This window comes from Virgibacillus subterraneus (assembly GCF_900110695.1).
GTDB lineage: Bacteria > Bacillota > Bacilli > Bacillales > Amphibacillaceae > Lentibacillus > Lentibacillus subterraneus.
Genome location: NZ_FOEH01000001.1, coordinates 876637 through 895673, shown reverse-complemented (window position 1 = coordinate 895673; position 19037 = coordinate 876637). Strand labels below are relative to the sequence as shown.

Below are 19037 nucleotides of genomic sequence, written 5' to 3'. Positions count from 1 at the left end.
ACTAACCCGGCTATATTTATTACAAAACTTGACCTGCGACAATTAATAAAATCATAAACTGCCTTATAATTAACTTAAGTAATAAAAATATAGCGGGAAGTGGACAGTATGAAGATAACTGCATTTATCATCATAATTGTAATGACCCTATTAACTACTTTTGCCATGCAATTTGAAGGCAGCACGCTACACCTTTCGGAAACATTAAAGGTGAACCCCAAATCTATTACTAAAATTACGTTATCTCCGCCATCTGATAGCAGCTATAATAGTACAACTGAAGAAGACAAGATCCAGGAGTTATCCAGTTCATCGACCGGTTTAATTATAAAAAAATCAGAGGGAATGAACCAGCCTATTTACCTATGACAGCGAGTATGATTTATCTGTATGAAGATGGGAAAGTGGACTTTATTGTTTCATTTGAGGACAAAGTAATGATCAGCCAGGAGGTTTTTGAGGTAAAAAACGGAGAAATCAAACATAGCTTTGTAACCGACTATTATAAATCACTGGAATGAATTAATTGAAAGTAATTCTCATTAGGACGTATAATACAGTTAGAAACAGATAAAAAGGAGATGACCTCTAATGGCTAGGATTTTAGTTATATATGCAAGCTTGACTGGCAGCACAGAAATAATGGCAGAAAGTATCGTCGAACATATTAAAGATGATCATGATGTTGTCGTCAAAACGTTTGACTTCGATCCAATTGATGCAAAGGAATTGAAGAATTTTGATGGAATATTGATTGGCTCTTATTCATGGGATGACGATATCCCATTTGAAGTAGAAGGATTTCATGATGATATGGATGAAGTTGATTTAACGGGAAAACTCGTGGGTGTATTTGGCTCATGTGATTCCTATTACGATATATATGGTCCCGCACTTGATACAATGGCTATAAAAGCAGAGAAACAAAATGCAACGGTCTTTGAGGAAAAATTAAAAATTGAGCTTGAACCCGATCCTGATGATATCAAGCATTGCCAACGTTTTGCCGATGAATTTTTAAAAGAAATTAAGAAGTAATTACATAAGCCCTTAGTTATTATCTAAGGGCTTTAAGTATATCTTTCAAACTCAGTTAACCTCTAAGCCTGTTTGATCAATTTGTAATCCGGCAATCGTGTAACCAGTTATTCCTTCTTCTATCTGTTCCCGAATATAAGCTCCCTTTCCTTTAGGAACAAAGGAAATCATAGTTGGCCCCGCTCCGCTTATCACTGTTCCATAAGCACCCTTGGCTTTTGCTTTTCGCCTTATATTTTCGTAGTTCGGAATGAGTTCTGCCCGATAAGGCTCATGAAACAGATCATTCTCCATCATCTTACCGGCAACATGATAATCGCCAGACAGTAGAGCGGCAATCATTACGTTGGTAATTGCACTTGCACTAGTGGCATTTTTTCTGGAAAAGTTAGCTGGAAGTACACTTCGCGCGGTTTCAGTCTTCAGTTCACTATCAGGTATGCAGACAACAACATCTAAATCAAGTGAAGGCATCCGGACATATTCAACTTGATTATTCTGCGTTGTAGCAGTAACGACGACCCCTCCAAATAGGGAAGCTGCGATATTGTCCGGATGTCCTTCGATATCGGTCCCATATTGCAGCTTTTGTTCACCTGTTAAAGACAGATCACATAACTGATTGGCTAATTCAATCCCAGCCAGTACCGCAGATGCACTGCTGCCGAGCCCCCGTGCTAACGGAATTTCACTAGCTACAGTCACTTTACAACCTGGTAATGTTTTTTGATGGCGATCTGCTGTGTGCTTGGCAATTTTATAGATGAAGTGATCCGCATAGTCTGTGAAAGAAGGCAGAAAATGGGATTTGTGCTTAAACTCCCATTCCTCCTGTTCTGTTACGTCCAATGTCAAAAAACGGTTTAATGCAAGACCTGCTGAATCGAATCCTGGTCCTATATTTGCTGAACTTGCTGGAATAGAGACCTTAAACTGTTTCAAGTTCTGTCACCATATCTGTGATATAAGCCGTAACTTTTTCTTCATCATTTGGAAGTGACACAGGATCGACTGTTACCTGTTCAATCGCTGTTTGTGGATCCTTCAGACCGTTACCAGTTAGCACAGCTGCAATTTTGCTTCCTTGTTTAATAGCCCCTTCCTTACACTGCTGAATAACTCCCGCAATCGATGCACAGGATCCAGGCTCTGCAAAAATCCCTTCCTTTTTTGCCAGGAGTTGAAATGCTTTTTTTATTTCATCGTCTGTTACCATACCAATTTTTCCATTAGATTCATCTCTTGCAGCTATCGCCATGTCCCAGCTTGCTGGATTACCAATACGAATTGCTGTTGCAACTGTCTCTGGATTAGGGATGATTTTATTTTTCACAATAGCTGCGGCTCCCTCAGCTTCAAATCCAAACATTCTCGGAAGAGCTGTTTGCTTTTCTCTGTTATATTCTTTAAATCCTTTCCAATAGGCACTAATATTCCCGGCGTTGCCGACAGGAATTGCAAGGATATCAGGTGCCTCGCCAAGCTGTTCACAAACCTCAAATGCAGCTGTCTTTTGTCCTTCAAGACGATAGGGGTTCACCGAATTCACAAGTGTAACCGGTGCATTTTCACTTAGTTTACGCACCATTTTTAACGCATCATCAAAGTTGCCGTCGATTTCAACAATCTCAGCACCATACATTTTGGCCTGTGCAAGTTTTCCAAGTGCTACTTTTCCCTTAGGAATGACGATAATTGCGCGCAGACCTGCTCTTGCAGCATATGCTGCTGCTGAGGCTGATGTATTACCGGTTGAAGCACAAATAACGGATTTACTTCCTTCTTCAACTGCCTTTGCAACAGCCATCACCATTCCGCGGTCTTTAAATGAGCCAGTAGGATTTGCTCCTTCCACTTTGCCATACAGTTCCACACCCAATAACTCTGATAGGTGTGGAAAATGTATTAAGGGTGTATTGCCTTCATGAAGTGACAAGGCAGGTGTTTTTTTGGTTACAGGTAAATAGCTTTGGTAATGATCAATTATTCCTTGCCAGCTCATTGGTCATAGCCTCCTTCAATGCGGAAATAGCTTTTCACTTCCTCGACAACATCGACCTTCGCTAATTTTTCCAGCGCTTGATTGATTTTTTCCAAAGTTGTTTGATGTGTAACTACGATAACCTCAGCAAGTCCATTTTCCTTATCATTTTTGATTGGATCCTGCAAAATCCGTTCAAAACTTATATCTAATTCATTAAACAAGGATGAGATTTCCGTAAATGTTCCGCTCCGATCCTGCACATGTATTCTAAAATAATACTGTCCAAAGCGCTGTTCAGGTGATTTTAGCACCTTGTCATAACGAGGTGTAACAACCTGTTGTCCAGTTACACCCAGCAGCATATTTTTAATGACTGCAGTAACATCAGACATTACAGCTGTAGCAGTCGGTAAGCTTCCTGCCCCAGGCCCGTAAAACATTGTCTCGCCAACAGCTTTTCCGTTAACATAAACCGCATTGTACTCATTTTTCACTGCTGCCAGTGGATGGTTCTCAGGCAAAAATGTTGGCTGTACACTTACTTCAATCTGCTTATCCTGAAAATCTGCAAAGCCGATCAGCTTCATTTTAAGGCCAAGCTGCCTCCCAAACAGGAGGTCCTCTAAGGCCAGACCCTCTATCCCATCAACCTCTACATCCGCTAGATCTACGGATGTTGAAAAAGCAAGTCTGGCAAGGATCGCCATTTTTCTGGCGGCATCCAATCCACCTACATCCCCTGTAGGATCAGCCTCAGCAAAGCCTAGCTCCTGAGCTTCTTTTAATGCATCTTCATAGGCTACTCCTTCATCATCCATTTTCGTTAGAATATAATTTGTAGTCCCATTTACAATTCCCATCACTTTTTCGATTCGGTCTGATGCGAGTCCATCAACTATACCGCCTATAATAGGGATCCCCCCTGCTACACTGGCTTCATAGAACAAGTCACATCCGTTTTGTTTTGCCGCATATTGCAGCTCTGGACCGTGTAATGCCATTAAATCTTTATTTGCAGTTACTACGTGCTTTTTGGCTTTAAATGCTCTTAAAATATGTTCACGCGCTTCATCAATACCACCCATGACTTCAATAATGATGTCAATTTCAGGATCAGCCAACACTGCTTCTGGGTTTGTCGTGAGAGTTGCAGGATTTACTTGTACATTACGATCCTTCTCTACGTCACAAACCAAAATACTTTTGATAGTGACCCCGCACCCCAGCTGATGGACAAGTTCTTCCTGATGTCCTTCAACAATTTGCACCACACCAGACCCAACTGTTCCTAAACCTAAAAGTCCTACAGATATATTTTTTTCCATAATCTCACCTCATTTTTAATTTGTTACACCTGATTCTAACGGTTGACTTAATTGAAGCGTATCATGCAGCAAATTCACTGCCTTGACTAGATCCATCTCGTGTATTAATACACCTATAGTTGTATGACTGTCAGCTGATTGCAAAATTTGAATATCTTTTTCATTCAGTTCATCTGCAATTTTAGAAGCAATTGGACCGCTTAAAAGATCATTCCCAACTACAGACACCTTTGCACAATTTTCGATTACCTGTGGCGGTTTGCAATCCAGGTCCTTAATGAGACCTATTGCTGTTTGTGTATTAGCCTTTGGAATTGTGAAAAGTAATCCAGTTGAGGATATAGCTGAAAAGTCAACTTGAATCCCTGTATCTGATAACTTCTTAAAAATTTGATCGCGATGCTCTTTCTTTTCAATCTTAAAATGGGTTAACGCCGACTTATGAGCAATACCAGTAATTGATTGTTCAGGACCAAAATCTGTGATCAGCGTTCCATTTTTTGTCTCATAAGTAGAACGTACATGTAGTGGTACATTCGCCTCTCTGGCAATCTCAACAGCACTTGGATGAATCACTTTCGCGCCTTGATTTGCCAAGTTACAGCTATCCGAGTAGGTCGCACGTTTTAACTGCCTTGCCGACTTGACTATTCTCGGATCTGCAGTCATAATCCCGTTGACATCCGTAAAGATTTCAATTTTTTCCGCATTTAGGGCCACTCCTAATGCTGCTGCAGTCGTGTCACTTCCACCTCTGCCAATCGTCGTAATCTCTCCATCAGTTGTTTGCCCCTGAAAACCCGCAACAACTACTACATCGAAGTTATTTAGCTCTTTTTCCAGGCGGGTTGTATCCACATTCTTAATCTCCGCTTGTGTAAATTCTGCTGTTGTCATGATTCCAGCCTGACCGCCAGTGAGTGCAGTAGAATTAATATGATTTTTTTGCAGTTCATTTGATAAAACAATACTTGCAATTGTTTCTCCGCACGACATCAACAAATCCATTTCACGTTCATTGTGAAAAGGTACCGACCCGTCAACAAGATTTAGCAATGTATCTGTTGCATAAGTGTCAGGCTGGCGCCCCAATGCTGACACAACCACAACCAACTTATACTGCCTTTCAACTGCATATTTAATATGCGAAATAACTTTAGAAATGCTCTCTTCTGATTGTAATGAGGTACCTCCAAATTTCTGAACTAAAACTGTCATCTCGACCCTCCCTAAATTTTTTCCGGTTCTGTCCTCTCCATAATTTCAATGGAGCCTGCTAGGATATTAGAAAACTTGGCATTCGCCAAGCCTTAATATAGATAAGCCTTAGTTGCGCTTATGCAGTAAGAAAGAATTTATACTTTCTTAACTGCTAAATAAAAAAGACCCTTCTCTTCCCATAATCCTGCATAAGTTCAGAATTAATGGGGAGAAAAGAGTCTACTTTTCACGGTTCCACCCAGGTTTATAGCAATCTCGCGACTACTACCTTGTGAAGCTGTCGAACAGCCCGTTTTGATAACAGGTGCATTTGATTGCACCTGGCCAAGTCTAATAAGATAACCCGTTCAACTTAGCACTCGGAGATGGTTTCAGAACACTTTGTATTTCCAGGCTTCCAGCAACCCCAGATCTCTGTTAATACAAATCACATGTTCCTTCGTTCTCGTCAATGAGTTAATTTTATTCTTTTATAAGATGTGTATTTCATTTATTGAATATTTGATATTGCCGATAATCATATAACGTTTTACGCAGTTGGTCAACAGCTTTTTCTAATTTTTTAATATCTTTTCTAATAAATTGTAATTGTATGCGGTTGCAATGTCTGTGGCATAAGGAAAGCTACACAATATTACAATATTATTACACTGCTAATGTGCTGCAGCAAAGAAACCCAGGAAGTGACAGGCACCACATATTAATTCAGTCACATTGTTGCGGGTTTGGTATATTTTAATGTAAGGATAATGGTATACTAATTTAGAAAAATATCACACTAGGAGGTTCCCACATAATGAGCAACTTCCCAATTTTCGATGGGCATAACGATACACTTTTGAGTCTTCATTTACCTGAAGAAGCGAAAGAACGATCATTTTTCAAAGAGAGCGACATAGGACATATTGATTTTCCTCGAGCCAAAAAAGGCAATTTCGGTGGTGGTTTTTTTGCAGTATGGACACCTAATGACGGCTATGAAGTTAATCCTGAAGACCATGTAACATCAGATGGATACGATATACCACTTCCACCACCAATTAAACATAAAAAAGCATTGGCCAACACAAATACGTTTGCTGCTGGCTTGTTTCGACTCGAGAACGAATCAGATGGAAAATTTAAGGTAGTTCGCAATGCAACTGAACTGGCACATTGTCTTAAAAACGACGTCATGGCTGCTGTGCTTCATATAGAAGGCGCTGCAGCCATTGATACAAATTTTGATACACTGCACGTTTTATATAAAGCTGGACTGCGTTCACTTGGAATCGTATGGAGCAGACCAAACGTCTATGGTGAAGGTGTTCCCTTCCGTTACCCATCATCCCCTGATATTGGGTCTGGACTTACTGAGACCGGCAAGCTGCTTGTTCGTGAATGTAATAAACTAGGCATCATGGTCGACACGACACACTTGAATGAAAAGGGATTCTGGGATGTTGCGCAAATTACAGATGCACCTATCGTAGCAACACATTCTAATGTACATGCACTTTGTCCAATATCACGTAATCTGACAGACAAGCAGTTAGAAGCTGTTGCACAATCAAATGGTGTAGTTGGTATCAATTATGCGGTGAACATGCTTCGTGAAGACGGTGGAACTGATACTGATATTTCGCTGGATTTAATTGTTCGCCATGTCAGCTATATAGCTGACAAGTTCGGTATAGACCATGTCGCTCTCGGGTCTGATTTTGATGGTACAACCGTACCAGACGAACTCAAAGACGTTACTGGTTTACCCAAACTTGTTGCACGACTACAAGCACACGGATTTAACGATGATGAATTACGAAAAATCACCCACGGAAACTGGATCAGGGTACTGAGTGAAACGTGGAAATAGGTGTGTAGTGCCTGTCACTTCCCGATTTTTGTCAAACTTTGTCGAACAACATAAATATCTACCAATACAAAGCAGCCGTCATGTAATAACGGCTGCTTTCTATCTCACTTATTAAATATCCCTAATCTACCAATACGCTCTACCGCTTCCTCCAGTCGTGCTTCGGAATCAAGCAGACCAACACGAACATAGCCTTCCCCATTTGACCCAAAACCATTTCCAGGAGCAACAACTACATGTGCTTTTTCTAACAATAAATCAGCAAATTCTTCTGAAGTATAACCAGTCGGGACAGGTAGCCAGGCAAAGAACGTACCCTTTGGCGCGTCCGCTTCCCAGCCGATTCTATCCAATGCAGCAATGAATCGCTCCCGACGATTTGCATATGTATCAACCAAGTATTGCGCTGCGGTCTGATCACCAGTCAACGCTTCTGCAGCAGCTTCCTGTACTGCTCCAAACAAACTGACATACATGTGATCCTGCACAAGGTTAATGCTCTCAATAACAGAAGGATTTCCTACAGCAAAAGCAACTCGCCATCCAGCCATACTATAGGCTTTTGATAACGTATAGATCTCGACCCCGACATCTTTTGCACCCGCTGATTGCAGAAAACTAACTGGCTTTTCCTCTTCAAATCCAATTGTCGCATAGGCAAAATCATGCACAACACAAAAATCATGCTTATTCGCTAGTTCAATCGTTTCATCAAAAAATTCTTTACTTGCGGTTGCTGCAGTCGGATTGTTCGGGTAGTTTAAAAACATCAGCTTCGCCCGTTCAAGTTCTTCCTCACTTATCTCACTGTAATCAGGCAAAAACCCGTTCTTCCTAAGCAGTGGCATAAACGCTGTTTCAGCATCAGCCATTGCCGTGCCTGACATGTAATCCGGATATCCCGGGTCAGGCAGCAATGCCAAATCACCGGGGTTCAACAAACACTGACTCAATTCCACAAGCCCTGTTTTTGCCCCAAACAAAATAGCTACTTCTGTTTTCGAATCTATCGTTACACCGTACTCCCTTTGGTAAAAGTCTGCTACAGAGTCTTTTAAATACTGGAACCCTTGAAACGGTGTATACTTATGATTTCTCGGTATTTCTGCAGCCTCCTGCAGTGCCTTCACTATATGCTCAGGTGTCGGCAGGTCCGGGTTTCCCTGTCCAAGAACTATAACATCATGACCCTTTTCTTTCATAGATTGCGTCTTCTTAACCAGCTTCGCAAAAAACTGTTCAGGCAACCGCTTCAGCATATCTGATTGCTCAAATTTTCTCACACGAACCACTCCCCCAATCCCAGATTAAGTTTTATCGTAACGATGTTTCCCGGGATTGTAAAGGGAGCCCACAATAAATTTACGATGCAAATATCCTTTGTTCTCCCGCTAATTTTTGAATCATCGGAAGCATCCCAATATCCAAGTTACCGCCACTAACAATCACTCCACAATTTCTGGAGCGAATTCTGTCATGATATTTAAACAGTGCTGCAAGTGACGCAGCACCTGCCCCTTCCATTAACGTTTTATTACGTTCAAGCATATAAACAATTGCTGAGGCAATTTCCTCATCGCACACTGTTACAATATCATCGACATACTTTCGGATAACCGGTAATGTATTTTTCCCTGGCTGTTTCACTGCAATACCCTCTGCTATTGTTTTAACAGATGTAAGTTTTTCATTCACGTTATGATGAAAACTTTTATGCATGGCAGCAGCTCCATTTGCCTGGACACCGATCACTCTGATATTGCGATTGATATGTTTTGCAGCTGTCGCGATGCCGCTAATTAATCCGCCACCACCAATTGGTACCAAAATCGTGTCAATCCTGTCTTCCTGACGCAACATTTCCATCGCAATAGTCCCTTGCCCTGCCATAACGTCATAATCATCAAATGGATGTATATACGCTGCTCCAGTTTCTGCTTTTCTTTCTAATGAAGCCTCAAATGCCTCTTGGAATGATTCACCAATAAGAACAACCTCTGCTCCATATGCCTTAGTGGCATTGATTTTTGCAAGCGGCGTTCCTTCTGCCATAAATATCGTCGTCTTCACTCCCAATTTAGCTCCTGCATAAGCTACACCTTGTGCATGATTCCCTGCTGATGCAGTAACCACGCCATTTTGTAACTGTTCCTTTGGAAGCTGCATTAGTTTAAAGGTTGCTCCTCTAAATTTGAACGCACCTGTTTTCTGCTGATTTTCCATTTTAAAATACACGTTTTTCCCGACCATTTGATTGGTGGTAGACGAGGTTAGTAACGGTGTGCGATGGACAAAAGGCTCGAGCCGCTTCCATGCATTGTAAACCGTTTCGCCAGTTAAGAAATTCCCAAGGTTTACACTCCTTTTTATTATAAAACTGTTTTTTGCTGTTTAATGCCTAATAGAAATATACTAGACATCCCTACAAGCACCATGTCTTCGCTTTCGAAATATCTTCCCCACAAGAGTCTCACAGAGTTCCCCCTGCTAACGTGCATTTACGTTTCCAACAACCTGAAGTTTTGTTACTTTTTAATCTTGTTTATATTGATCACAATATGCGTTAATTAATTTTAAGGATAAAGTGTGCAAAAACCAGCGGAGGAAATACATGGAGACTCCTGCGGGAATAGCAACAGCTGAAGATCCCGCAGGAAGCGGTTTTTGCTTCCGAGGAAGCTGAAGCGTTGCCCGCGGAAAGCGGAATGTATTTCCGTAGCGGTGTCACAGCACTTAAATTATCTTTCTACATCACAGTTTATATAAAACCAGCCTAACTAAAATAGCAGTTATTCACTATCTGCCCTCAAACGCAGTGATTTTAGCCTCATGATGCAACGTAAGAGCGATATCGTCCCAGCCATTTAACAGCTTTTCTTTATGGTAGTTATCAATCGAAAATGGAACTGTTCGTTTATCATCAACAATCTGCTGATTTTCCAAATCCACTTGCAAATAAAGTGCTGATTCTTCCGCTTGTTTCATCCATTCACTTACTTGTTTTTCATCCATCTGCACTGGAATAATCCCATTCTTCAAGGCGTTATTATAAAAAATATCGGCAAAACTAGGGGCGATAATTACCCGAAACCCATAATCCAGCAACGCCCACGGTGCATGTTCACGTGATGATCCGCACCCAAAATTTTCACCGCCCAATAAGATAGAGGCATCCGCATATGCATTTTGATTCAAAATGAAGTCATACCGTTGCTTGCCATTATCATCAAACCGCCAGTGATAAAAGAGAAATTGTCCGAATCCGGTTCGTTCGACACGTTTCAAAAACTGTTTTGGGATAATTTGATCTGTATCAACATTTGTACGATTTAATGGAAATACTTTTCCAGTATGCTTTTGAATTGCTTCCATATCCACTCACCTCCTATTGCAGTGCCCCTGCATATTGACGTACATCCACAAAATGACCTTCAATCGCAGCAACAGTCGCCATTTCCGGGCTAACCAGATGAGTTCTGGCACCATTTCCTTGCCGCCCCTCAAAGTTGCGGTTCGACGTTGAGGCACACCTTCCACCAGGAGGAACAATGTCATCATTCATAGCTAGACACATACTGCAGCCAGCCTCTCGCCATTCAAACCCAGCTTCTTTGAAAATAAGATCAAGTCCCTCTTCTTCCGCTTGCCATTTCACTTTAAATGATCCTGGAACAACAATCGCTCTAACTTTTGGATTCACTTTTCTACCTTGAATAACTGATGCAGCTTTTTTCAAATCACCCAATCGTGAATTGGTACAGGAACCGATGAACACATGGTCAATTTCAATTGAGGTAATTGGCTGATTTTCTTTTAATCCCATATATTCCAGTGCTCGTTCCAAGTCCTCTTTATACTCTGCATCATTTACTGACGGAGTGGAACCATTTACAGGTACACACATACCAGGATTTGTTCCCCAGGTTACTTGCGGTTCAACTTCAGCTGCCTTAATTGTTACGGTCTCATCATAAACTGCACCTTCATCAGTAGCGAGCTTCAGCCATTCACCAGTAAGCTGATCAAATTCCTCACCTTCAGGCACATGTGCCCGGCCGCGCAAGAATTCAACAGTTTTTTCATCCGGACTGATCAAGCCAGCTCTTGCACCAGCTTCAATCGACATATTGCAAACAGTCATCCGGCCTTCCATAGACAAGTTCCGAATCGCATCTCCGGTATACTCGATTACGTATCCTGTGCCAAACCTAACGCCATATTTCCCGATAATAGCTAGTATTAAATCCTTCGCTGTCACACCTGGACCAAGATCTCCATCCACATGGACATTTAGCGTCTTTGGTTTCTCCTGCCACAATGTTTGCGTCGCCAAAACATGCTCAACTTCACTTGTTCCAATTCCAAAGGCCAATGAACCAAAAGCGCCATGTGTAGAAGTATGACTATCTCCGCAAACAATCGTTTTTCCCGGCTGTGTCAACCCAAGTTCCGGACCAATCACATGAACAATCCCCTGATCAGGATGATACATATCTGCAAGAGTAATACCAAAGTCCATGCAGTTCTTTTTCAACGTTTCCATCTGTTTTACCGAAATTTCATCCTTTATTACATCACGGTTTTTCGTTGGAACATTATGGTCCATAGTTGCATAAGTCAGGTCCGGCCGACGGACTTTGCGATCAGTCAGCCGTAATCCTTCAAATGCCTGTGGTGACGTAACTTCATGAACAAGGTGCAGATCAATATACATAAGACTTGGTTTACCTTCTTCATCATGGACAACATGCTTATTCCAAATTTTTTCTACAATCGTTTCGGGCTTCCCCATTAGGAATACCTCCTCTCTCTTTAAAAATATGAACTGCAAATACTGTCTGAAACGCTTTTAGTCGTGATATTTTCTATAACTGCCTCTGTCATCTCGGCGGTACCAACAAGTTTTCCGCCTTCTCTATTCAAATCAGCTGTATGATAGCCTTCATTTAACGTATCATTTACTGCTGATTCAATCTCAGCAGCCTCCTCTTCCATGTTAAAAGAATGGCGAAGCATCATAGCCGCTGACAGAATCATCCCAATTGGATTGGCCATTCCACGTCCTGCAATATCAGGCGCAGAACCATGAACTGGCTCGTAAAGACCGACACCGTCTGAACGTACACTTGCGGACGGCAGCATTCCAAGCGAACCAGTTAAAACGGATGCCTCATCACTTAAAATATCGCCAAATAAATTCTCCGTAACCATAACGTCAAACTGATCAGGACTTGTAACAAGCTTCATTGCAGCAGCGTCAACTAGCAGATGGTCCACCGTTACATCCGGATACTGCTGCCGCTTTTCCTCTACAACTTCCCGCCAAAGACGGCTTGATTCCAGCACATTTGCTTTATCCACTGAAGTTAAATGCTTTCGTCGTTTTCGTGCACTTTGGAATGCTTTATCAACAATACGTTCGATTTCATAGCGCTGATAATAAAGTGTATCAACAGCTGCCTGCCCATTTTCTCGCAGTTCACTAGGCTGCCCAAAATACAGACCACCTGTTAATTCACGAATGATTAAAATGTCACTTCCACTGATAACTTCTTGCTTCAGTGGAGAAACATGTTCTAATGCCGGAAAACTCTTGATTGGCCGCAAATTCGCAAACAGACCCAATTGTTTCCTAATTCCAAGTAATCCTTTTTCAGGCCGCTTGTTTGCCGGGAGATTATCCCACTTCTTTCCCCCAACAGACCCTAGTAATACAGCTTCAGCCTGATGGCAAGCCTTCAACGTATCATCCGGCAGCGGGTTGCCATAGCGGTCAATCGCATCTCCACCTATGGCATGTTCATGAAAAGCAAAACGGTGGCCGTATTCTGTAGCAACCGTATTCAGTACTAACTTCGCTGACTCCATCACTTCTTTACCAATACCATCTCCTGGCAGCAAAACAACCTGTTTATTCATTTAATATCCTCCTTTAACAGCCTCTTCTTTCGGCTTTGATATATGATATTGAATCATGTAGCGGTTCACAGCATTTAAAAAAGCATTTGCCGACGCCTCAACAACATCCTGTGCTGTTCCACGTCCATTCATTGATTCTCCATTTACCAAAAGCTGTACATGTGATTCAGCAAGTGCATCTTTTCCGCGTCCAACTGAGTTCAGTTGATAATCAACTAATTGCAATTCCTGTTCGATTAGGCTATCCAATGTGTTATATAGTGCTTCAACACTTCCCTGACCTGTACGAGCATTCTGAACCTTATTCCCTTCAGGTGTAGTCAATGATACTGTTGCTGTAGGGATATTCGCTGTACCGTATTGCACCTGGAACATTTCCATTCGATACTTAGCAGCACCAGATTGATCTGTTTGTATTTCCATCAAAATTGTAAAAATATCATCGTCAGTTACTTCTTTCTTACGATCAGTTAGTTGTTTAAATTGATAGAATGCCTTTTTCAAATTTTCCTCAGCTAGCTCAAATCCCAGTGACTTTACTTTATCCTGGAACGCATGACGCCCGGAATGTTTTCCAAGAAATAGTGTATTTGACTGAACTCCAACCATTTCTGGTGTAATAATTTCGTATGTTTCCTTGTTTTTTAGAACGCCATCCTGATGGATACCAGCTTCATGTGAAAATGCGTTACGGCCAACAACCGCCTTATTTGCCTGGACAAACATTCCAGATAACTTCGCAATAAGGTCACTCGTACGCTTTATCTCATTAAGCTTCAACCCGGTTGTATAAGGATATTGATCAGACCGAATTTCGAATGCTACAGCCAATTCTTCTAATGATGCATTACCAGCACGTTCTCCAATACCATTTATCGTTCCTTCTACCTGAGTAGCACCGTTTTCCACAGCAGCAATCGAATTGGCAACCGCCATACCCAAATCATTATGGCAGTGACAGGATAAATCTACCTGATCAATATTAGGTACTGTTTCTTTAATAAATTGAAATAGCTCCCCATATTCTTTTGGAGTCGTGTAACCGACAGTATCCGGTAAATTAATCACTGTGGCACCAGCATCAATCACTTGCTCAATTATCTGTGCAAGGAAATTCCAGTCTGACCGCGAAGCATCTTCAGCTGACCACTCCACTTGCGGAAACTTTTGCCTTGCATATGCGACGATATCCACCGCTGTTTCAATCACTTGCTCAGGTGTTTGTTTCAGCTTATATGTCATATGAATCGGTGAAGTTGCCAAAAAGATATGAAGGCACGGTTCCTCTGCATATTTCAGCGCATCCCATGCCTTGTCGACATCTGATTTCACTGCCCTTGCAAGTCCCGTAACCGATGTTCCTTTGATGGTTTCAGCAATTGCTTTTACTGCTTCAAAGTCACCCTGGGAAGAAGCAGGAAAACCTGCCTCCATCCGGTCAACACCCAATTTCTCAAGCTGTCTGGCGATTTCCAGCTTCTCAAGTTTATTTAAATTTACTCCCGGTGATTGTTCACCGTCTCTCAAAGTTGTATCAAAAATTTTAATTTGTGACATGCACATTCACATCCTTTTGCTTTTCTTTTGTTGCTTGTAATGGCTGTTTTACAAAAGGCATTAAATCACGGAGCTCCTTTCCAACTTTTTCAATCGGATGCTGGTTTTCCAAGGCATTGATTGCATAGAATTGAGGACGGTTTGCCTTGTTTTCCAAAATCCAGCCTTTCGCGAATTCACCTGATTGAACTTCAGAAAGCACTTCTTTCATGCGGGCTTTTGTTTCATCGTTGATGACTCGTGGTCCTGAAACAAAATCACCCCATTGCGCGGTATCAGAAACTGAATAACGCATATTTTCAAGTCCACCTTCATACAGCAGATCTACAATCAGTTTCACTTCATGCATACATTCAAAATAGGCTACTTCAGGCTGATACCCTGCTTCAGTCAATGTCTCAAACCCAGCTTTTATTAAATTTGTAAGTCCACCGCAAAGTACTGCTTGCTCACCAAACAAATCTGTCTCCGTCTCTTCCTGAAATGACGTTTCAAGAACACCCGCTCTTGCTGCGCCAATTCCTTGAGAATAGGCAAGTGACAGTTGCTTGGCATTGCCGGTAACATCCTGGAAAACACCATACAATGCTGGGACTCCAGCACCTCCCTCGTAAGTCCGGCGAACCAGATGTCCTGGACCTTTTGGAGCAACAAGGAAGACATCAACATCTGAAGGTGGAACAATTTGATTAAAATGAATGTTAAACCCGTGCGCGAACGCCATTGCATTACCCGTCTGCAAGTTTGGCTTAATGCTTGCTTCGTAAACCTCTGTCTGATGTTCATCCGGCAGCAGCACCATAACAACATCAGCAACCTTAACAGCATCAGCAACAGAATAGACCTTAAAGCCGTCTTCCTCTGCTTTTTGTTGCGATTTTCCTGGCCTTAGACCAACTACAACGTCATACCCGCTCTCTCTAAGGTTTAATGCATGTGCATGCCCTTGTGATCCGTAACCTACCACCGCGATTTTCTTTTCTTGCAATACCTGCTTATCGATTTCTTTTTCATAATATACTTTTGCCATCTGAAACATCCTCCTCAAAGTTTTTTTAATTTAACATTCTTTACACTGGAAACGAATTGATTTCGGTTACCTGCTGTGGCTGCTGCCCTCTTAGGAATGCAGTTACACCAGTTTTGGAAAGCTCTTTAATTCCGTATGGCCGTAATAATGAAATTAACGCTTCAACCTTATCAGGTTTACCGGTGACCTGAATCGTCAGGCTTTCCCGGGAAACGTCAATGATGGATGCCCGAAACGGAGTAATTACTCCTTGAATTTCTGCACGCAATTGGCCGCTCCCTTTCACCTTTATCAATGCTAGTTCCCTTGCAACAATCGCCTTTTCTGTAATATCCGATACTTTCAATACATCAATTTGTTTGTTGAGCTGTTTGGTCAGCTGCTCCAGTTTCTGATGATCACCTACCTCGACAACAAAGGTCATTTTCGATATGCCTTCTGTTTCGGATGCACCAACTGAAATACTTTCGATGTTAAATTGCCGCTTATGCATCATCCCGGTTACTCGATTTAGTACGCCTCCTCGATTCTGAACTGTTGCACTTATAATTCGTCTCATTTTGTCACCCCTACCATTTCGTGAATTCCTTTTCCTGGGGCAATCATCGGATACACATTTGATAATTGAACAACTCGGCAATCAACAACAACCGGTCCATCATATGCAAAAACTTCCTGCAATCTTTCTGTTACATCCGCTTCCTTGTCGATCTTCATCCCACGGATCCCGTAACTTTCAGCTAGTTTCACAAAATCAGGATTTGATGAAAAAACTGATTCAGAGTAACGTTCCTCATAAAAACTTTCCTGCCACTGCCTTACCATTCCGAGCGCCTCATTATTAACAATGATTACTTTAACAGGTAGGTTTCGTTCCTTTACTACAGAAAGTTCCTGAAAAGTCATCTGAAAGCCTCCGTCACCTACTAACGCAACAACAAGATCCTTAGGCGCTCCAAGTTGTGCACCAATTGCAGCGGGAAATCCGAATCCCATTGTTCCGAGACCTCCTGATGTCACCCAACGATTTGGTTTTTCCATTTTATAAAATTGCGCTGCCCACATTTGATGCTGTCCGACGTCAGTCGTAACAATTGCTTTTCCTGACGATTGTTTATAAACCTGTTCTATCAGCCATTGTGGCGATATTTCTTTATCCGACTGTTCATACCACAAAGGATAATCTGTTTTATTTACATGCAGCTTTTTCAGCCAAGGTTCATGATGCATAGCCGGAACAGCCTTTTCCAGTAACATCTTCAACGCTTCATCCGCATCAGCAACAACAGGAATTTCCGTCTTAATATTCTTGCCGATCTCAGCAGGGTCAATATCAATATGTGCTACCTTCGCATTTGGCGCAAAATGTTTTAAGTTTCCGGTCAAGCGATCATCAAACCTTGCACCAATATTAATTAATAAGTCACTTTCATAAATCGCCATATTCGCCGCGTACGTTCCATGCATTCCGCCCATTCCAAGTGATAACTTCTCTGATCCCGGATAAGTTCCTAGACCAAGTAATGTTGTTACTACCGGTAGCTGATGTTTCTCCGCAAACTGCTTTAAGTTCTCAGACGCATTTGCAAATTGAACACCCGCTCCAGCGAGAATAACCGGTTTTTCCGCACGGCTTAGAGCGTCAGCTAGTTTAACAATTTGTAACGGGTTAGGCTTTTTGGTTGGCTGATATCCAGGTAAATGAAAATCACTGGAAAATGTCTCTGTCGTTACAGCTGCTGATACATCTTTTGGTATATCAATCACAACAGGTCCTGGTCTTCCTGAAGCAGCAATATAAAAAGCTTCTTTCACGATCCTGGGTATTTCAGATACACGTTTTACTTGATAATTGTATTTGGTAATTGGAGTCGTAATCCCCAGCACATCCGACTCCTGAAAAGCATCCGTTCCAATTACACCACTTGCTACCTGCCCGGTAAATACGACTAGCGGTAACGAATCCATCATCGCGTCGGTAATACCTGTTATCAGGTTCGTTGCTCCCGGTCCAGATGTCGCCATCACAACGCCTGGTTTACCCGTAACCCTTGCATACCCTTCAGCCGCATGAACCGATCCCTGTTCATGCCGTGACAGCACATGCTGAAAAGATGCTTGACTTCGATACAACGCATCATAAATAGGGAGTACCGCCCCGCCTGGATAACCGAAAATTGTATCGGCACCAGCCTCTACAAGAGCATTCATCAACACATCAGCACCGGTCATCTTTTCTGTTACACTTACCATTTCAGGTTTCGCCTCCACTTTCACTATTGCATGCCTCCTTAAAATTAATTTTTTAGAAAACTTGGCTTATCGCCAATTTGGCGAGCCTTAGTTTCAATTATGCATAAGAAAGCTTTTTATACTTTCTAAAATTGCTTATAAAAAAAAAGACCCTTCTTTCCCCACACACCTGCCAATAAGCAGAATGAATGGGGAGAAAAGAGTCTCTTTTCACGGTACCACCCAAGTTTACAGCATCCTCACGAATCCTGCCTCACTAAGCTGACAAACAGCTTTTTTTGATAACAGGTATACCCGTGTATACCTGACAGAATCTAATGGGGAGCTTTATTTGCAACCCTTTCAATTCTGCACTCAGGGACGATGTCAGAACAACATGTAATTCCGGGCTTACAGCAACCCCGGATCTCTGTAAAAACATGGGCCATGTTCCTTTATTCCCATCATCGAGTTGATGATATTATTTGTATCTGAAAATTTTATATTGTCGATAATATTATACCGTTTCACAGCAAAGGTCAACCACTTTTTGAAAATTTTTTGATACTTTTGATTAGTCAAATAGTTTGAATGCGTTTACATTATGATTACGATAAGAATTTCGTGCATATATTACATTTACATTACAGTGTAAAAGGGGAGATTTGTCCGCTATAAGGTTGAAGTTTTTGATATCTGGTTGAAGTTCTCGATATTGGGATGAAGTTCAGATATCCGGTTGAAGTTCACATTTAGGTCGATATATTCATTTTCCAGTTGATAAACTAAATTTCAAGTCGATATCCTTCCATTACGGTTGGTAAACCATACATCTGGTTGATATATCCGGTTTCAGGTTGATAAGCCAAATTTCAAGTC

Annotated in this window: 16 protein-coding genes; 3 read left to right on the top strand and 13 right to left on the bottom strand. The window is 41.7% G+C overall.

Annotated features, from left to right (window positions below; genetic code table 11):
* The first annotated feature begins 108 nt into the window (after positions 1-108).
* Both BMY13_RS04175 and BMY13_RS04170 read left to right on the top strand, forming a co-directional pair.
* The gene (locus BMY13_RS04175; protein WP_092502777.1) at positions 109-369 is read left to right on the top strand and encodes a hypothetical protein; all 261 of its coding nucleotides are present in this window, start codon (positions 109-111) and stop codon (positions 367-369) included.
* Positions 370-591: 222 nt separating this feature from the next.
* Complete coding sequence (locus tag BMY13_RS04170) at positions 592-1038, top strand: flavodoxin domain-containing protein (protein ID WP_092491762.1); 447 nt, start codon at positions 592-594, stop codon at positions 1036-1038.
* 51 nt (positions 1039-1089) lie between these two features.
* On the opposite strand, the gene thrB is transcribed toward BMY13_RS04170, so the two are convergent.
* Genes thrB through dapG form a run of 4 tightly spaced genes read right to left on the bottom strand, consistent with a single transcriptional unit; the run spans position 1090 to position 5565 of the window.
* Positions 1090-1980: a homoserine kinase gene (thrB, locus tag BMY13_RS04165; protein WP_092502775.1), complete on the bottom strand. Its 891-nt coding sequence runs from the start codon at positions 1978-1980 to the stop codon at positions 1090-1092.
* On the bottom strand, positions 1967-3040 hold the full coding sequence (gene thrC, locus BMY13_RS04160; protein WP_092502773.1) for a threonine synthase: 1074 nt from the start codon (positions 3038-3040) through the stop codon (positions 1967-1969). The genes thrB and thrC overlap by 14 nt, the downstream gene beginning before the upstream one ends.
* Positions 3037-4347: a homoserine dehydrogenase gene (locus BMY13_RS04155; RefSeq protein ID WP_092502771.1), complete on the bottom strand. Its 1311-nt coding sequence runs from the start codon at positions 4345-4347 to the stop codon at positions 3037-3039. Before BMY13_RS04155 ends, thrC begins: the two co-directional genes overlap by 4 nt.
* Positions 4348-4362: 15 nt before the next feature.
* Complete coding sequence (gene dapG / locus BMY13_RS04150) at positions 4363-5565, bottom strand: aspartate kinase (RefSeq protein WP_092502769.1); 1203 nt, start codon at positions 5563-5565, stop codon at positions 4363-4365.
* Between the two features lie 799 nt (positions 5566-6364).
* Between dapG and BMY13_RS04145 the strand changes: the two genes are divergently transcribed.
* Positions 6365-7420 carry a dipeptidase gene (locus BMY13_RS04145; RefSeq protein ID WP_092491757.1) on the top strand — a complete coding sequence of 352 codons (1056 nt, stop codon included), beginning with the start codon at positions 6365-6367 and terminating at the stop codon, positions 7418-7420.
* 104 nt (positions 7421-7524) lie between these two features.
* Here the strand turns inward: BMY13_RS04145 and BMY13_RS04140 are convergent, their stop codons facing one another.
* The 9 genes from BMY13_RS04140 to ilvB all read right to left on the bottom strand — a co-directional run bounded on the left by BMY13_RS04140 (position 7525) and on the right by ilvB (position 18203).
* Positions 7525-8703, bottom strand: a complete 1179-nt coding sequence (locus BMY13_RS04140) for a pyridoxal phosphate-dependent aminotransferase (protein WP_092502767.1) — start codon at positions 8701-8703, stop codon at positions 7525-7527.
* A 79-nt stretch (positions 8704-8782) separates the two neighbouring features.
* A complete protein-coding gene (gene ilvA / locus BMY13_RS04135) occupies positions 8783-9790 on the bottom strand; it encodes a threonine ammonia-lyase (protein WP_092502765.1) in 1008 nt (335 codons plus the stop codon).
* 426 nt (positions 9791-10216) lie between these two features.
* Entirely contained in the window at positions 10217-10792 is a 576-nt protein-coding gene (gene leuD, locus BMY13_RS04130; protein WP_092491754.1) for a 3-isopropylmalate dehydratase small subunit, read from the bottom strand.
* 13 nt (positions 10793-10805) lie between these two features.
* Positions 10806-12212, bottom strand: a complete 1407-nt coding sequence (gene leuC / locus BMY13_RS04125) for a 3-isopropylmalate dehydratase large subunit (RefSeq protein ID WP_092502763.1) — start codon at positions 12210-12212, stop codon at positions 10806-10808.
* A 20-nt stretch (positions 12213-12232) separates the two neighbouring features.
* Complete coding sequence (gene leuB / locus BMY13_RS04120) at positions 12233-13339, bottom strand: 3-isopropylmalate dehydrogenase (RefSeq protein ID WP_092502761.1); 1107 nt, start codon at positions 13337-13339, stop codon at positions 12233-12235.
* Positions 13340-14896 carry a 2-isopropylmalate synthase gene (locus tag BMY13_RS04115; protein ID WP_092502759.1) on the bottom strand — a complete coding sequence of 519 codons (1557 nt, stop codon included), beginning with the start codon at positions 14894-14896 and terminating at the stop codon, positions 13340-13342.
* Positions 14883-15926 carry a ketol-acid reductoisomerase gene (gene ilvC / locus BMY13_RS04110; protein WP_092502758.1) on the bottom strand — a complete coding sequence of 348 codons (1044 nt, stop codon included), beginning with the start codon at positions 15924-15926 and terminating at the stop codon, positions 14883-14885. The genes BMY13_RS04115 and ilvC overlap by 14 nt, the downstream gene beginning before the upstream one ends.
* Before the next feature lie 40 nt (positions 15927-15966).
* Positions 15967-16485 carry an acetolactate synthase small subunit gene (ilvN, locus tag BMY13_RS04105; RefSeq protein ID WP_092491749.1) on the bottom strand — a complete coding sequence of 173 codons (519 nt, stop codon included), beginning with the start codon at positions 16483-16485 and terminating at the stop codon, positions 15967-15969.
* Positions 16482-18203 (bottom strand): biosynthetic-type acetolactate synthase large subunit, encoded by a 1722-nt coding sequence (gene ilvB, locus BMY13_RS04100; RefSeq protein ID WP_092502757.1) that lies wholly within the window; start codon positions 18201-18203, stop codon positions 16482-16484. The genes ilvN and ilvB overlap by 4 nt, the downstream gene beginning before the upstream one ends.
* Positions 18204-19037: the final 834 nt, after the last annotated feature.